The organism is Salinispirillum sp. LH 10-3-1, assembly GCF_030643825.1.
In the GTDB taxonomy this organism is placed as follows: domain Bacteria; phylum Pseudomonadota; class Gammaproteobacteria; order Pseudomonadales; family Natronospirillaceae; genus Salinispirillum.
On sequence record NZ_CP101717.1, the window covers coordinates 2651688 to 2667142 of the forward strand.

The 15455-nt window shown below is 54.0% G+C and carries 16 protein-coding genes and 1 pseudogene; 4 read left to right on the plus strand and 13 right to left on the minus strand.

The genetic code is table 11. The annotated features are described in order from the left end of the window. Positions 1-2: 2 nt before the first annotated feature. From rnc to NFC81_RS12110, 6 genes are all read right to left on the minus strand, one after another. A complete protein-coding gene (gene rnc / locus NFC81_RS12085) occupies positions 3-686 on the minus strand; it encodes a ribonuclease III (RefSeq protein WP_304994733.1) in 684 nt (227 codons plus the stop codon). 15 nt (positions 687-701) lie between these two features. Continuing rightward, positions 702-1067 carry a DUF4845 domain-containing protein gene (locus NFC81_RS12090; protein WP_304994734.1) on the minus strand — a complete coding sequence of 122 codons (366 nt, stop codon included), beginning with the start codon at positions 1065-1067 and terminating at the stop codon, positions 702-704. A 10-nt stretch (positions 1068-1077) separates the two neighbouring features. Further along, positions 1078-2130: a signal peptidase I gene (gene lepB / locus NFC81_RS12095; protein ID WP_304994735.1), complete on the minus strand. Its 1053-nt coding sequence runs from the start codon at positions 2128-2130 to the stop codon at positions 1078-1080. Between the two features lie 15 nt (positions 2131-2145). Further along, positions 2146-3945: a translation elongation factor 4 gene (lepA, locus tag NFC81_RS12100; protein WP_304994736.1), complete on the minus strand. Its 1800-nt coding sequence runs from the start codon at positions 3943-3945 to the stop codon at positions 2146-2148. 114 nt (positions 3946-4059) lie between these two features. Beyond that, complete coding sequence (locus NFC81_RS12105; RefSeq protein ID WP_304994737.1) at positions 4060-5469, minus strand: Do family serine endopeptidase; 1410 nt, start codon at positions 5467-5469, stop codon at positions 4060-4062. 120 nt (positions 5470-5589) lie between these two features. Beyond that, on the minus strand, positions 5590-6036 hold the full coding sequence (locus tag NFC81_RS12110) for a SoxR reducing system RseC family protein (RefSeq protein ID WP_304994738.1): 447 nt from the start codon (positions 6034-6036) through the stop codon (positions 5590-5592). A gap of 124 nt (positions 6037-6160) precedes the next feature. Between NFC81_RS12110 and nadB the strand changes: the two genes are divergently transcribed. Beyond that, entirely contained in the window at positions 6161-7765 is a 1605-nt protein-coding gene (nadB, locus tag NFC81_RS12115; RefSeq protein ID WP_304994739.1) for an L-aspartate oxidase, read from the plus strand. On the opposite strand, the gene NFC81_RS12120 is transcribed toward nadB, so the two are convergent. Both NFC81_RS12120 and NFC81_RS12125 read right to left on the minus strand, forming a co-directional pair. Then, entirely contained in the window at positions 7743-8156 is a 414-nt protein-coding gene (locus NFC81_RS12120) for a hypothetical protein (RefSeq protein WP_304994740.1), read from the minus strand. The genes nadB and NFC81_RS12120 overlap by 23 nt on opposite strands. Positions 8157-8186: 30 nt before the next feature. Next, positions 8187-8474 carry a succinate dehydrogenase assembly factor 2 gene (locus tag NFC81_RS12125; protein WP_304994741.1) on the minus strand — a complete coding sequence of 96 codons (288 nt, stop codon included), beginning with the start codon at positions 8472-8474 and terminating at the stop codon, positions 8187-8189. A gap of 139 nt (positions 8475-8613) precedes the next feature. Between NFC81_RS12125 and NFC81_RS12130 the strand changes: the two genes are divergently transcribed. Continuing rightward, positions 8614-9504, plus strand: a complete 891-nt coding sequence (locus NFC81_RS12130; protein ID WP_304994742.1) for a hypothetical protein — start codon at positions 8614-8616, stop codon at positions 9502-9504. A 13-nt stretch (positions 9505-9517) separates the two neighbouring features. After that, positions 9518-10348: an HDOD domain-containing protein gene (locus NFC81_RS12135; RefSeq protein ID WP_304994743.1), complete on the plus strand. Its 831-nt coding sequence runs from the start codon at positions 9518-9520 to the stop codon at positions 10346-10348. 148 nt (positions 10349-10496) lie between these two features. Here NFC81_RS12135 and argF read toward each other — a convergent pair whose 3' ends face one another. Then, entirely contained in the window at positions 10497-11399 is a 903-nt protein-coding gene (gene argF, locus NFC81_RS12140; protein ID WP_304994744.1) for an ornithine carbamoyltransferase, read from the minus strand. 116 nt (positions 11400-11515) lie between these two features. Then, complete coding sequence (locus NFC81_RS12145; RefSeq protein WP_304994745.1) at positions 11516-12217, minus strand: glutathione binding-like protein; 702 nt, start codon at positions 12215-12217, stop codon at positions 11516-11518. A gap of 226 nt (positions 12218-12443) precedes the next feature. On the opposite strand from NFC81_RS12145, the gene NFC81_RS12150 reads away from it, so the two are divergent. Beyond that, entirely contained in the window at positions 12444-13571 is a 1128-nt protein-coding gene (locus NFC81_RS12150) for a M14-type cytosolic carboxypeptidase (RefSeq protein ID WP_370529865.1), read from the plus strand. Positions 13572-13660: 89 nt separating this feature from the next. Here NFC81_RS12150 and NFC81_RS12155 read toward each other — a convergent pair. The 3 genes and pseudogenes from NFC81_RS12155 to NFC81_RS12165 all read right to left on the minus strand — a co-directional run. Beyond that, positions 13661-13855, minus strand: a pseudogene (locus NFC81_RS12155) (tripartite tricarboxylate transporter permease); the annotation flags it as partial. 18 nt (positions 13856-13873) lie between these two features. Then, positions 13874-14854, minus strand: coding sequence for a rhodanese-related sulfurtransferase (locus tag NFC81_RS12160; protein ID WP_304994746.1), 981 nt, complete (start codon positions 14852-14854; stop codon positions 13874-13876). A 288-nt stretch (positions 14855-15142) separates the two neighbouring features. Next, a complete protein-coding gene (locus NFC81_RS12165; protein ID WP_304994747.1) occupies positions 15143-15352 on the minus strand; it encodes a helix-turn-helix transcriptional regulator in 210 nt (69 codons plus the stop codon). Positions 15353-15455: the final 103 nt, after the last annotated feature.

Sequence of the window (15455 nt, forward strand, 5' to 3'; positions counted from 1 at the left end):
TGTCATATCTTCTGACCCAAAGCTTTAAGGGCCGCACGAGCGGCAGTTTGTTCAGCACCACGACGACTGCTGTCGGTGGCTTCTGTAGGCGCAGGCAACACTGCGGTCGTGCAGCGCACCACAAATTGTTGATCGTGTGCTTGGCCAGTAACCGCCACCACGTCGTATACCGGCAATGGCTGGTTCTGACTCTGTAGGTATTCCTGCAAGCGAGTTTTCGGGTCCTTTAGCACCAGATCAGGGTCCATCTGGTCCAAGCGCTCTTGCCACCAAGCCAACACTCGGTGCTGTGCCGTGGCCATGTCCGCATCCAATGAAATGGCTCCAATCAGCGCTTCTACCGAGTCCGCCAAGATAGACGAACGCTGATGGCCACCGCTTTTCATTTCTCCTACCCCCAACTTCAGAAAAGGGCCTAGATCAAATTCACGCGCCAGCTCCGCCAACGTATCACCCTTAACCATAGCCGCACGAAAGCGACTTAACTCGCCTTCGTTGGCCGCAGGAAAACGCTCATACAGTGCCTGTGCTATCGTACAATTCAGTATAGCATCGCCAAGGAACTCCAGCCGCTCGTTGTTCGCTGCACCCACACTGCGGTGCGTCAACGCCAGCTTTAAAAAGGCCGTGTCACGAAACTCATAACCCAGCCGCTGCTGCAGCCGAACGATATCCTGTTCAAGCATCTAGGGGTGTATCCATCAGTAAGTGTATTCCTCAGAAAACGACATGATCACGTCCATGTTGAACATCAAGGGCACGCGGCGCTCGTATTCCAACTCAATCACCGTTGGGTTACCGGTGCGAAAGCGAAACTCACTTTGCGCCACCTGCACATTATTCACTTGCGCCCGTCGCCGATAGGCATCTAGGAAGGCAGCCCGCTCAAAGTCACCACTGGTTTCCATTAACACCTGGTCAATGATGCGCTTAGCGTAGTAATGATCGACATAAACTGGCACCACGCGTGCCAAGGTCATGATGAAAAAGCCCAAGACCACCAGCAACAGCAACATGGTCAAGCGTGATGCGCCACGGATATCTTGGCGGCTTGGTGACGACATCATATTTCTATCCTCAGTTTAAGCTGCCGGCACGGCTGAATGACGGCAAAGACAACAGCGAAGGCCAGTACATCCACCGCACTACGGCCTTCCCCTGTACTTCGCGCCGTTCAACAAAGGGGCTGGTGCCGTACTGCTGCTGCCAGAAACGCGAGTCCAACGAATCGTCACGGTTGTCACCCACGACAAAGAAATGACCATCAGGCACGATCACATCCAACGGCATCAGATTAGGCGTAGACATATTTTGAATCTGATAGATTTCGTATTCCTTACCGCCCAAGGTCTCAATGTAGCGGGCAATACGTCGCCCGTTTTCGACGTAGGTATCCAAGTAACGGCGCGGTACCAACTCGCCATTCACCCGCAATTCCTTGGTCCGGTAGTCATATTGAATCCGATCACCGCCGACACCTACAACCCGCTTGATGTAGTTCTGGTACGTCTGATGTGGTGGCGTAAACACCATGATGTCGCCCGGCTGTGGCGCACCGAAGTCGGTCAATTGTGTTTTCACTACCGGCAGCCGGAAGCCATAGGAGAACTTATTCACCAGCAAAAAATCACCGACGATCAAGTTGGGGCGCATCGATCCTGAAGGTATTTGATAGGGCTCGAACAAAAAGGAGCGCAACACCACCACTAACGCCAGCACGGGGAAAAAGCTCTTGGCGTATTCTACTAAACCGTTGTCAGTTTGTGCCTGGGCCTGTAAGGCCTCGGTTGGCAGTTGTTCGGCCACGTTCAAACGCAACTTGCGCAGCAATAGACGATCGGCCAAAGCCACCAAGCCCGCAAACAGCGTACCCAAAATCAACAACAGAGCGAGGTCTTTGTTTTCTCGGATTGCGGTGAAAATCAAAAAAATGATCAGCGGTGCACCAGCCATCATGGCCAGACGACTCCACATGCGCTGGGTTAGATAGGACTCTATATTTTGTGCGCTTACCTCACCCGATTTCAGCAGGGCGGAAAGGGTTTTAAGACGACGGCGGTCTAACACAAAGGTGTCTACCAGCCAAACCACAATCAGTGCGGCCAGCAGCCAGGCTATCCATCCAAACACAGCAGTTCCTCTCTATTAATCCGATTTCAGCACGGCCAGGAAGGCATCCTGTGGAATTTCCACATTACCTACTTGCTTCATGCGCTTCTTCCCTTCCTTTTGACGTTCCAGCAGCTTCTTCTTACGCGACACGTCGCCACCATAACACTTCGCGGTGACGTTTTTACGCAACGCTTTAACCGTTGTCCGCGCAACCACCTGCCGACCAATCGCCGCCTGAATCGCCACGTCGAACATCTGACGCGGAATCAGCTCTTTCATTTTTTCACACAGGTTACGGCCACGGCTTTGAATCTGATCACGATGCATGATCACCGCCAATGCATCCACAGTATCACCATTTACCAGAATATCCAGCCGCACCATGGGTGCCGCTTCGTAGCGTTCGAAAGAGAAATCCAACGAGGCGAAGCCGCGTGTTGCCGATTTCAGGCGATCAAAGAAATCCATGACCACTTCGTTCATCGGCATGTCATACACCACACTCACTTGCCCACCGGTGAACAGCATATTCACCTGAGTGCCGCGCTTTTCGGTGCACAAGGTGATGACGTTGCCCAGGTATTCCTGTGGTACCAGGATGCTGGCACGTACGATCGGCTCACGAATTTCTTCAATACTGCCCAAGTCAGGCAGCTTCGATGGATTATCAACGTATACGATATCGCCGTTGTTCTTCAGTACTTCAAACACCACCGTTGGTGCAGTAGTAATGAGGTCAATATTGTATTCACGCTCTAAGCGCTCTTGAATGATCTCCATGTGCAGCATGCCAAGGAAGCCGCAACGAAAACCAAAACCCAGCGCATCAGAACTTTCTGGCTCGTAAAACAAAGATGCATCGTTCAAGCTCAGCTTTTCCAAGGCGTCACGAAAGTCTTCGTAGTCATCCGAGCTGATCGGGAACAACCCTGCATAAACCTGCGGCTTAACTTTCTTGAAGCCCGGCAGCTGAGCGACATCGGGGGTTTTAGCCCAGGTAATGGTATCGCCCACCGGCGCCCCATGAATGTCTTTAATTCCGGTACAGATGTAACCCACTTCGCCCGCTTTCAGCTCATTAGTCGGTGTACGCTTGGGTGTGAAGATACCGAGATTGTCTACCAAGTGGGTTCTTCCAGTACTCTTGATCAACACCTTTTCGCCTTTCTTCAGGCTGCCTTGGCGAATGCGCACCAAAGACACCACGCCCAAATAGTTGTCGAACCATGAGTCGATGATCAGGGCCTGCAAATTGGCACTGGTATCGCCTTCGGGTGGCGGGATACGCCGCACCAGCTCTTCCAACACGTCTTCCACGCCGAGCCCTGACTTGGCCGAGCAGCGCACAGCGTCAATGGCTTCAATGCCGATGATGTCTTCGATTTCTTGCGCGACTTTTTCCGGCTCTGCCTGTGGCAGGTCCATCTTATTCAGGATTGGAATCACTTCGAGATTCTGGTCGAGCGCGGTGTAGCAGTTCGCCACCGACTGGGCTTCCACACCCTGAGCCGCGTCCACCACCAACAGAGCACCCTCACAGGCCGCTAATGAGCGCGACACCTCGTAACTGAAGTCCACGTGCCCCGGTGTATCGATGAAGTTCAGTTGGTAGGTTTTACCATCACGCGCAGTGTAATTCAGGGTAACGCTCTGCGCCTTAATGGTGATACCGCGCTCACGCTCGATATCCATACTGTCCAGCACCTGCTCAGACATATCGCGGTCCGCCAGACCGCCACAAACCTGGATAAAACGATCAGCCAAGGTAGATTTACCGTGGTCGATATGGGCAATAATGCTGAAATTACGAATGTGGGATAAATCGCTACTCACCGTTTGGGATACCCTATGTGGGCACCCGGCAGAACCGGGTGCACATTGTCCGAAAAATGGGTGGGGATTCTACTCAATTGGTGGCGAAAAGGCTATGTATGTCGTATCCGCCGCCTACAAGGCAACGGATACGAAGCGCACGGCACCATCGCGAATGATGCGTAAGGCCACGCGGCGCCCTTCCGGCAGGTCTTCCGCGACGGCATCAAACTCTGCCTTGGTCCGCACGAACTGGCCATGCATCATGGTGATGATATCGCCTTGGCGCAAATCGGCCTCCATTGCGGGACCTTCGAACACCTCATCAATGATCACTCCGCGCTCTTGCGCGGCTCGTGCCTCGCCTTGCGTCAAGTCACGTACACGCACCTTCAGTGGGTTGTCTACATCCGGCGTTGGCGCTGCCCGCGCAACCACCTGCTGCTCGTCTTCCGGGAAAGCACCTATTCGCAAAGGCAGCGTCATGCGCTCGCCATTGCGCACAATTTCCAGATTGACCATGGTGCCGGGGCGTGTCGCACCAACCAAGGGCGCTAAATCAGTATAACGGCGTATTTCCCGACTGCCGAAACTCAATATCAGGTCGCCCGGAATCAGTCCGGCGTCTTCGGCTGGCGTACCGTTATAGACGTGCTGCACCAGAGCACCCACGGGCCGATCAAGGCCAAACGACTCCGCCAGCATCTGATCGTCGTTATAGTTGCTGTCCATCGCGATGCCAAGCCAGCCGCGTGCCACCACCCCGGTATCACGTAACTGCTCAATGATGTCCATTGCCATGTTCGACGGGATGGCAAACGACAAGCCCATAAAGCCGCCGGAACGCGTATAAATCTGTGAGTTGATACCGATCACTTGGCCTTGCGTGTTAAACAGCGGCCCGCCAGAGTTTCCGGGGTTAATGGCTACGTCAGTCTGAATAAAAGGCACATAGCGATCACCCAAGCTCCGGCCTTTTGCACTCACAATCCCGGCGGTGACCGAATAGTCCATGCCGAACGGCGCACCGATCGCCAACACCCACTCACCCACACGCAGTTGATCTGAATCGCCAAAGCTCAGCGAGGGCAGATTGGTTGCGTCCACTTTCAACAGCGCCAAATCGCTCTGTTCATCAGTGCCCACAACTTCCGCCGCAAACGAGCGCTGATCGTCGAGGCGCACACGCACGCTATTAGCACCCGCAATCACATGGTGATTGGTCACCACATAGCCGTCGCTGGAAATGATAAAACCCGAGCCCTGTGAACGACGCGGCTGCTGTTGCTGCGGCTGATTGGGCATCTGGTCGCCAAAGAAGTACCGGAACATTTCTGGCATCTGCTGCTGCCACTGCTCCATCTGCTGTTGTTGCCGACGATTCGGCTCGCCTTCTGCTTCAATACGGACCACGCTGGGCGAATACTCTTCCGCCAAAGTAACAAAATCGGGCAAGGTAACCGTTTGTGCACCGGCGCTCTGCGCGAACACCAGCATCGCCGACAACACTAAAATGGATAACCAAGGGGTAGCTTTATTGCGCATTCTTTTTGACTCCTAATACGGTTATACCGCGAATATTTGTATCTTTTACGCCACCCTCAAGCAGCCACTGCACCGTTTTACGCTTCATTTACCGGCTTATTGACCCGGCGGCTCGACCACTTAGCCGCTGACCACCCGCAGAATACGTGGCTGCACAGCAGGGTCATTCTGCCATCCGGCAGTGCGTCGCCGTGCCCACCATAAACCAGCCACCAGCCCTACCACAGCACCCAGCAGTGCCATACTGTCGGTGTGGAACCAATGATTAAACGCCAATGCACCCGCCAATAAAGCCAGTAAGGGCAACAAATATAGCCAAAACGCACCGCGTAAGAACGCTGTCTCTGGAATCCCAATCCACACCACCTGACCAACCGCCAACACTCGATCCGTCGCAATGGGCAGAAAACTTTTCTGCGCCTGACTTTCCGAACTGATCACCTGACTCATGAGTGACTGCCCACAACCCGCGCGCGCAGAACAACGAGCGCAAGCGCTACTGCGCACGGTCTCTACCCACACTCGGCCGGATTCAATAGCAGCCACTGTTGCTTGTTCTTCAATCATCAGACTTCTCCCACTGGGCTTGTAATATACCACAATCGCTCACCGTACAGAGCCGTTACAGAACCGTTACAGAACAACCGCAGATCGTTATACTAAGCGGCCAGAACTTCAGCGAATGGACACCATGGCAGCTCCTTTAGATTTTGATGTACTGATCATCGGCACCGGTGCGGCCGGCCTGACGCTGGCGCTGAGCCTGCCTGAACACCTGAAAATTGGCTTGGTCAGCAAAGGTGAACTCGGCGGGGGCAGTACGGCGTGGGCGCAAGGCGGCGTGGCTGCGGTTCTGGAAACGGGCGATTCAATAGAAGAGCACATCCAAGATACAGAGGTTGCCGGTGCTGGATTATGCGACGCGGAAGCCGTGCGCTTTACCGTTGAACACAGTGCCGAGGCCATTCGCTGGCTGGTCGACATGGGGGTGCCATTTACTCCGGATGCCGCCACCGAGCTAGGTCTGCATCTGACCAAAGAAGGCGGGCACAGCCGCCGACGAATTGTGCATGCCGCCGACGCGACCGGTTATGCCATTACCGCCACACTGACGGAGCAAATTGCCAACGCCAAGAACGTGGTCTTTTTGCCACAGCATACCGCCGTTGACTTGATCACCACGGAGAAACTAGGGTTGTCTGGGCCTAACCGTTGTGTTGGCGCTTATTTGTACAGCCAGCTGGAAGACTGTGTCATTACCTGTCGCGTCGGACACACCGCGCTGGCAACGGGCGGCGCCAGCAAAGCCTATTTGTATACCAGCAACCCCGACGGCTCTACCGGTGACGGCATTGCCATGGCATGGCGTGCCGGTTGCCGCCTTGCCAACATGGAGTTCAACCAATTTCATCCGACTTGCCTTTATCACCCGCACGCCAAGTCCTTCTTGCTGTCAGAAGCCATTCGCGGCGAGGGCGGGCGGCTATTGCTGCCCGACGGGCAACGCTTTATGCATCGCTTTGATGAGCGCCTAGAACTGGCTCCCCGCGATATCGTAGCGCGTGCCATAGACCATGAAATGAAGCGCCTAGGGGCCGACAGTCTATTCTTAGACATCAGCCACCAGAGCGCCGAGTTCATAGCCGAGCACTTTCCAACGATACAGCGCCGCTGCTTGGAATACGGCATCGACATTACCCGCGAACCTATCCCGGTGGTTCCCGCCGCACACTACACCTGCGGTGGCATCAAGACCGACCTGCACGGTCAGACTGACCTACCCGGCTTGTTTGCCATTGGCGAATGCGCTCATACGGGACTGCACGGCGCCAATCGCCTAGCCAGCAACTCATTGCTGGAGTGTTTGGTCTTCGGGCGCGCCGCGGCGCAATGCATTGCTGCATTGCCGACACAACCCCTACCGCAGGAGATCCCACCTTGGGATGAAAGTCGAGTCACGGACTCTGACGAAGACGTTGTGATTGCACACAACTGGGACGAGTTGCGACGTTTTATGTGGGACTATGTGGGCATCGTACGCACCAGCAAGCGCTTGTTGCGCGCGCGGCACCGAGTCCAATTGCTAAAAGACGAGATTCACGAATTTTACAGCAACTACCGCATCAGCAATGATTTACTGGAGCTGCGTAATCTGGTGGCGATCGCCGAAGCCATCATTGAAAGTGCCATTCGCCGCAAAGAAAGCCGTGGGTTGCACTACACGCTGGACTACCCGGAAGCAGATGGCAAAGCACAGGATACCGTACTAGAACCTATGGATCAGCTGCACCAGTAAAGCTAAAGCGCGCGCAAATACGCAGTCGTCGCCAGTCATCGACGGCGAGCTGATCCTGATAGACCCAGTAATGGCCGTGTCCGCTGGGACGCGGCACGCCGATGACCCGAGGCAAAATCAGCAAAGGCTTTGCCGGGAGCCGACGTAGTCGCTCTGAAGATCGGCTTCGTACCCACCAGTGCCCGCTGGCAAAACGGATGCAAGCCTGCAAATCGGTAGGCCAAGCGAGATAACGCCACCACAGTATACCCATTGCCAATAAGGCCACAACCCACCCGACAACCCATCCAACGGGCAGCGTCAGCAGAGTACAGCCGAAGAATAACAACAGCCCGCTGCCGGTCCATTGCCACAGCCGACGCTCTTGGCTCGAGTCTAACTCAAACGTCATCCCTGTCCTCGCATCATCCCACTGCGCCGCTTAGGCGGTTTTAACTTTACCAGCGTGATCCAGAATCAAACGCACAATACGCGCCACGTCATCATTGGCAGGCGGTACGCTTTGCATCAAGACATTGAACAAATCCTGATCTTCCCCGGTGATGAAAGCCTCATACCGCGCCTGATCATCTTCGGCTAACGTCGGATAAGCCTCTTGCACAAAGGGCACCAGCAGCAGATCCAGTTCCAGCATGCCACGACGACTATGCCAAAACAGTCGATTGAGCTTTTCTTGGGAAGGGGCTTGCGACGGTTCTTGCGAAGTCATATCGGGAGAGTCTCCTAAAAGGGTTATTAGCAGGCAACAGACGCCATTGCCACACAGCAATAACATTACCTGTTCGGTACATACTCGAAGTCTAAAGAAGCTGGTATGATTGCACCAGTTGTTTTCTGCAGGAGCCATCATGTCGGATATCGTAGCCCCCTTGTTGAGTAAAGGTGTTTTTGAAGTGCGCGGCCCGGATGCCGCCAAATTACTCCAAGGCCAAAGCACCGCCGATCTCAACGCGCTGACCACTGGGTCCTGGGTCCTAGGTGGTCTCTGCAATGTTAAGGGTCGTCTGTACGCCAACTTTATACTGGCGCGCGTCCAAGATGACTGTTTCTGGCTCATCATGCCGGCGGAACACATTGACGACACCCTAAGTCGCCTCAAAAAATACGCGGTTTTCTACAAAGCGGAATTAAACAATCTATCTAAAGCCTGGCATGGTCTGGGCTACTTACTAACAAGCCCGGCGGATGCCCGCCCTGGCGAAGTCGAAGCGTCCAGCACCCACGTACGCATACACCTCTCGGGAGGCCACCAGATGGTATGGCTCAATGCGTTACAAGAAGACGCTTATGAGCGCACCTTGGCGGCCCTAGAAGCCGAAGCAAACTTTGCCACAGAGACTACCTGGGACAACTGGGAAACAACGCAAGGTTGGGTATGGGTGACCTCGGACACCTGCGAAGCCTGGGTGCCGCAAATGATCGCTTGGGATACACTCGGCGGTGTCAGCTTCAAAAAAGGCTGTTTCACCGGCCAAGAAGTGGTGGCACGCCTGCATTACAAGGGCCAGAGCAAGCGCCAGTTATTTGCTCTACACGGCACCAGTGGCAAGCCTGCCGCTGGAGCCTCAGTAACCTTGGCTGAGTCTCCAAAAGTACTTGGAGAAGTCATTCGTGTGACCCACGACCAGACGCCATGGACTGGACTGGCTATTCTCAGTTTACCGACACTCGATACCCCATCGGTCGACGCCTTGCTGATCGACGGCGTATCGGTCGACCGCATAGAACAGATTAACTGAAAGGAAACCCTGCATGGCTACTATGGTAGAAAGCATCCGCGACGATATCCTCATGCTGGTCGCCAGTGAGCAACTGGTGCTGCCGACGCCACCTGAAATTGCTATGCGCGTGCGCGAAGTGGCCGAGAGCAGTGAGTCCAGCGTTACTGACCTGACCGCACTGATCAGTCGCGACCCAGCCATTGCAGCGCGTATTATTCGCGTTACAAACTCGCCGCTGTTTCGCGTTAGCTTTCCAATTCAAGACCTACAAATGGCCATCAGCCGCTTGGGCATGAATTACACCGCCAACCTCGCCATCGGCCTGGCCATGAAGCAGATGTTTCAAGCCACCAGTGAAATGATCGAAGAGCGCATGCAACGCAACTGGCAAATCACCAGCCGCGTAGCGGCCTATGCTGCAGTTTTAGCGGAAGGATCGGGAATTTCACCGGACGAAGCAACCTTGGCGGCGTTGCTGCATCGTATTGGTGTGCTGCCGGTATTGACTTACGCCGAGGAGCATTCCAACAAAAACATCGACGGCATTACCCTCGACAAGCTATCAGGACATTTGCACGGCCAGTTGGGAAAGATGATGCTGGAGCAATGGAACTTTCCGGCTTCCATGTGTGACGTACCGGCGAACTATCGCAAGCTGGATAACGACAGCGCGAATGTCACACACTGCGACCTGGTCACGGCCGCCAACCTGCTGATGTTCGCCAAGGGTGAGAATTACTTTGGACGCGCCGACTGGGCGGCTTTGCCTGTTATTGAGCGTCTGGGCTTGCCAACCGACCGCAACCACCCAGACATTCAGGAGATTCACCAGCGCGTCGCGGGCGCCAGCAACATCTTTTGATGATTAGGGAGCATCTAAACACCTCAGAGGCGAAAAGCTGGCTAGGCAAAAATGCCCGATAAAGCGCAGTTTACTGGCTGTAAATGAGCATTTTGAGGACATTTTTAACAACGCCAGCTTGAGAAAAGGGGGTTTTTATATGCTCCCCTTAGGCGATCAGGAACTCAAGCAACGCTTTCTGCGCATGCAAACGGTTCCCTGCCTCTTCCCAAACCACGGAGCGGGGGTCATCCAGCATGTCATGGCTGACCTCTTCGCCACGGTGTGCTGGCAAACAATGCATGAACAAGGCTTCACGATCTGCCAAGTTCATCAGCGTTGGACTGATCTGATAATCGGCAAACTGCTTTAAGCGCGCCTCTGCCTCGTCTTCTTGCCCCATGGACGCCCAAACATCGGTCACCACCAAATGCGAATGCTCCACCGCCTCACGCGGGTCCTGCATCAGGGTAACGCGGTCAGCGTTAGCTTTCACCAGCTCCGCATTGGGCTCAAAGCCCGTCGGGCAGGCAATATTCAACTTGAAATCCCACTGCCGCGCGGCATTGATATAGCTGTGACACATGTTGTTGCCATCGCCCACCCAAGTGACTGTTTTGCCTTGTATCGACCCACGCACCTCATGGTAGGCCTGCATATCGGCCAATAACTGACACGGGTGGTAGTCATCGGTGAGGGCGTTGATCACCGGCACATCCGAGTACTCGGCAAAACGTTCGATCTTGGCGTGTTCAAAGGTACGAATCATTACCGCATCAACCATTTGAGCCAGCACGCGCGCCGAATCTTCAATCGGCTCACCACGTCCTAACTGAGTATCGCGCGGCGACAAGAAGATGGCGCTACCGCCCAATTGTGTCATACCCGCTTCGAAGGAGACACGCGTGCGCGTTGACGATTTTTCAAAGATCATCGCCAACACACGGTTTTTCAAAGGCTCATGAATCTCGCCACGCTTCTGCATAGCCTTCAACTCAATGGCACGGTCAATGAGTTGCCGAAGTTCAGCAGGGGAAAAGTCCAACAGCGTCAAAAAGTGTCTTGTGGCCATGGTTTTGCTCTCTGAAATAAAAAAGACCCCGGCGATACGGGGCCTTTTTGAGTATTTATTAAGCGGTAATGGTATCTAGGTTAGGCCGTCAGCGCAACGCTTTCGACCTGCACAACTCAGTGATCGAATAAGCCTACTTGACGACCACGTTGCGTTGCCGGACGCGCCTCACAACGGTCCAACCAGGCTTTCACGTGCTTGAAAGAGTCGAACTCCAATACAGCCAAACCGTCGTACCACGTCAGACCCGCAACCCAAGGAAAGGTAGCGATATCAGCAATGCTGTATTCGTCTCCCGCCAGCCACGGTGACACCGCCAAGCGATCATCCAATACTTTCAGCAGGCGCTTTGCTTCATTGGTGTAGCGAGTTACTGCGTACGCATCACTGGTTTTGTCCGCCGCGTATTTGTAGAAGTGTCCAAACTGGCCAAACATAGGCCCGATATGCGCCATTTGGAAAAACAGCCATTGCCGCACGGCCAACTCCCCGCGCCGATCCGTGGGCAGTAACTGCCCTGATTTTTCCGCCAGATACAGCAAGATAGCACCCGACTCCATCATGGCGATGGGCTCGCCCTCTGGGCCATTGGGGTCTAGAATCGTCGGGATCTTACCGTTTGGACTCAGCTTGAGGTAGTCGGGATCAAACTGTGTGTTTTCCATGATATTGACCAAATGGGCCTCATATGGAATACCCATCTCTTCTAATGCTATCGACACCTTAAGCCCATTGGGTGTTGCCATGGTATAGAGTTGCAGACGCTCAGGGTGCTTTACCGGCCATTGTGTTGTATTCGGAAACCAAGTTGCAGACATATATATTCTCTCGCTCGTGAACTGTGTGCATGGAAGAGCCCTTATGCTCTTTACTTGGGTCAGAAGTACGGCATTCAAGGCTGTATAGGTCACTGTACGCGCAAAATGCCCGAATCAATGCCCTAGCATGGCACCTCAGCCTGCCGACCACTATAGTAACTGGTAATAATGAATGGCGTGCTCTAGTCCGCCGCCAGAACCCACATCGCCAGGAACACTGAGCAACATGATTAAGATCACCAGTAACTTTGACAGCGGCAACATTGAAGTAATCGCGGCAACATCGCCGACCGACATCCGGCTCAACATTCGGCAGGACAATCAATCAGAATTTTATCAGTGGTTTCATTTTCGACTCAGCACCACCGAGCGCGTCGAGCATCGCTTGCGCATTGAGAACTGTGGCGACTCAGCCTACCCGAAGGGCTGGGCAGACTATCAAGCAGTGGCCTCTTACGACCGCGAGACATGGTTTCGTGTAGAAACCCACTTTGATGGCCAGGCCCTGGAGATTCGCCACCACCCCGAACACAATTCAATTTATTTCGCCTATTTCGCACCCTACAGCTACGAGCGCCACCAAGACTTATTGCACGAAGCACAAACTTCCCCGCTGTGCGAGCTGCATGAGTTGGGTGAAACCCTAGATGGACGCGACATGTCTCTTCTGGTGGTCGGCGAACCCGACGACAGTAAGAAAAAGGTGTGGATCACGGCACGCCAACACCCCGGTGAAAGCATGGCAGAATGGTTTGTTGAAGGGCTATTGGAGCGCTTGCTCGATGAAGACGATGCGGTCGCCAAGGTACTGCTGCAAAACGCCGTGTTCTACATTGTGCCCAACATGAACCCGGACGGCAGTGTACGTGGTCACTTGCGCACCAACGCCGTGGGCGCCAACCTAAACCGCGAATGGCAGACACCAACCATGGAACGCAGCCCAGAAGTATTCTTGGTACGCGAGAAAATGCTCGAAACGGGTGTCGACATGTTCTTGGACATTCATGGTGATGAGAATCTGCCGTACAACTTTGTCGCCGGTTCCGAAGGCGTACCTGCGTTCAATGACCGCATCGATAAGCTGCAAGAGCGCTTCAAAGCCGCGTGGCTGATGGCCTCACCAGACTTCCAAACCACGCACGGCTATGCCATTGATGCACCCGGCCAAGCCAATATGACGCTGGGCACGACGTGGGTGAGCAATCAGTTCGAATGTTTGGGTTACACCGTAGAGATGCCGTTTAAAGACAACAACGACTTGCCGGATGAACTCTATGGCTGGTCGGATGTGCGCGCCGCACAGTTCGGGCGGGATGTATTGCCCGCCGTGTTAGCGGTGGTGAAGGATCTGTAAAAAAGGCAGCCCCTGAGCATAATGAAAGACCCGTAGGAGGCCAGCCCTCTGCCCGAATGGTTCGCGCAGAGGGCTGCGCTCCTACGGCGTCACCGCCGCAGAGGAGCGGCGTTGCCATCCAACAGTTCAATTGCCCCAAAGGTACAGCGCTTAGTACCCGTGTGTAGATCTATTCCCATGATGGAAATCATGATACCGATAGCGACACCAATCAGGCCATTCGCCAATGACTTCTCGGACAAACTTACCACGGCAGTTAAACCCAACACCATCAAGGCGGAGTGTTCCGCCGGACTGGTGCGTCAGATGCCTTCTCGACGAGCCGCGGCTTTTGCAGCTTTAGCGGCTTTCCGTTCGGCCGCGATACGCGCTGCATCGGCACCGATGTGCGCCTCACCACGTGCCTTTGCCAACTGCAACTGGTGCTCACGCTCTGCATAGCGCTTACGTTGCTCTGGCGTGTGCTTGTCGTAACAACGCGGGCACTGAATGCCCTTCACGAAATGTTCACTGGCGCGGTCTTCCGCTGACAACGGCGCGCGACAGCCAGCACAGAGCTGATAGTCACCTGGCAACAAGGCATGATTGACCGTCACCCGGTTATCAAACACGAAACACTCACCTTCCCACAGTGATTCCTGCTCGGGCACTTCTTCCAAATATTTTAAAATGCCCCCGTGCAGGTGATAGACCTCATCAAAGCCCTGTTCTTTCAAAAAGGCCGTACTTTTTTCGCAACGAATGCCACCAGTACAGAACATGGCTACCTTTTTGTGTTTACTTGGGTCCAACTGCTCTTTAACGTACTGCGGAAACTCACGGAAGCTATCTGTTTTAGGGTTAATGGCCCCTTTGAACGTTCCAATGCCCACTTCATAATCGTTGCGGGTATCAACCAACAGCACTTCAGGGTCAGAGATCAGCGCGTTCCAATCCTTAGGTTGCACATAAGTACCCACTACCCGCCGAGGGTCGATGCCCTCGACACCCATGGTGACGATTTCTTTCTTCAGCTTAACCTTGGTGCGATAGAACGGTTGTTCGTCCGACATGGACTCTTTGTAATCAATGCCAACAAAGCGGCTATCCTCGGTAAACCATGCTTTCAGCGCTTCGATGGCGGCACGGGTGCCAGCCACGGTGCCATTGATGCCTTCACTGGCCAACAACAGGGTGCCGCGAATCTGGTTCGCTTCCAATACATCCGTCAGTGGCTGACGCAACGCGGTGTGATTGTCCAAGGAGACGAACTTATATAACGCACAAACAACAATATGAGACATCTTATATCCTACTAGCGAATCGGATCGTAAATCCGAGGCTGATTTTAAAGCGCAGTATTTTACCTGAGGTTCTACCAAAAGGCATGCGCCAGCAACGGCAAACACTCGCCCCCCCTCCGGCGGGTGTAAACACGCCGCCCTACCGACTGTTCTTCGGCCCATTCATGGGCATAAAAAAAGCCGCACAAGGCGGCTATAAAACAGGGAATACCTGCCAATCAGGCGGTCTCTTGACAACACACCTAAGGGGTAAGGTTACGCAACGTTGAAACTTTTTGCATTGAGGAGTCAAACGGGCTGAGCAGGACTTCGTTTTCGCTCGCGAAACAAGATGCTCATCAGTTCAAAACGGTTCTGTACATCAAACTGCTTGTACAGCATGCGACAATGGTACTTAACGGTGTGTTCGGAAATACTTAATTGCGCTGCAATATCGCCATTGGACGCACCGCGCTTCAAAGCATCAAATACTTGAGATTGTCGTGGGGATAGTTTCATGGTAATCGCTTCCTTGTTACCTATAGAAATTTAACCACTCGCCACAACTAGGCGAGCCTCAACCGGGGAAACCCGAGTTCGTTATTCTAGTGCACCGATCCTA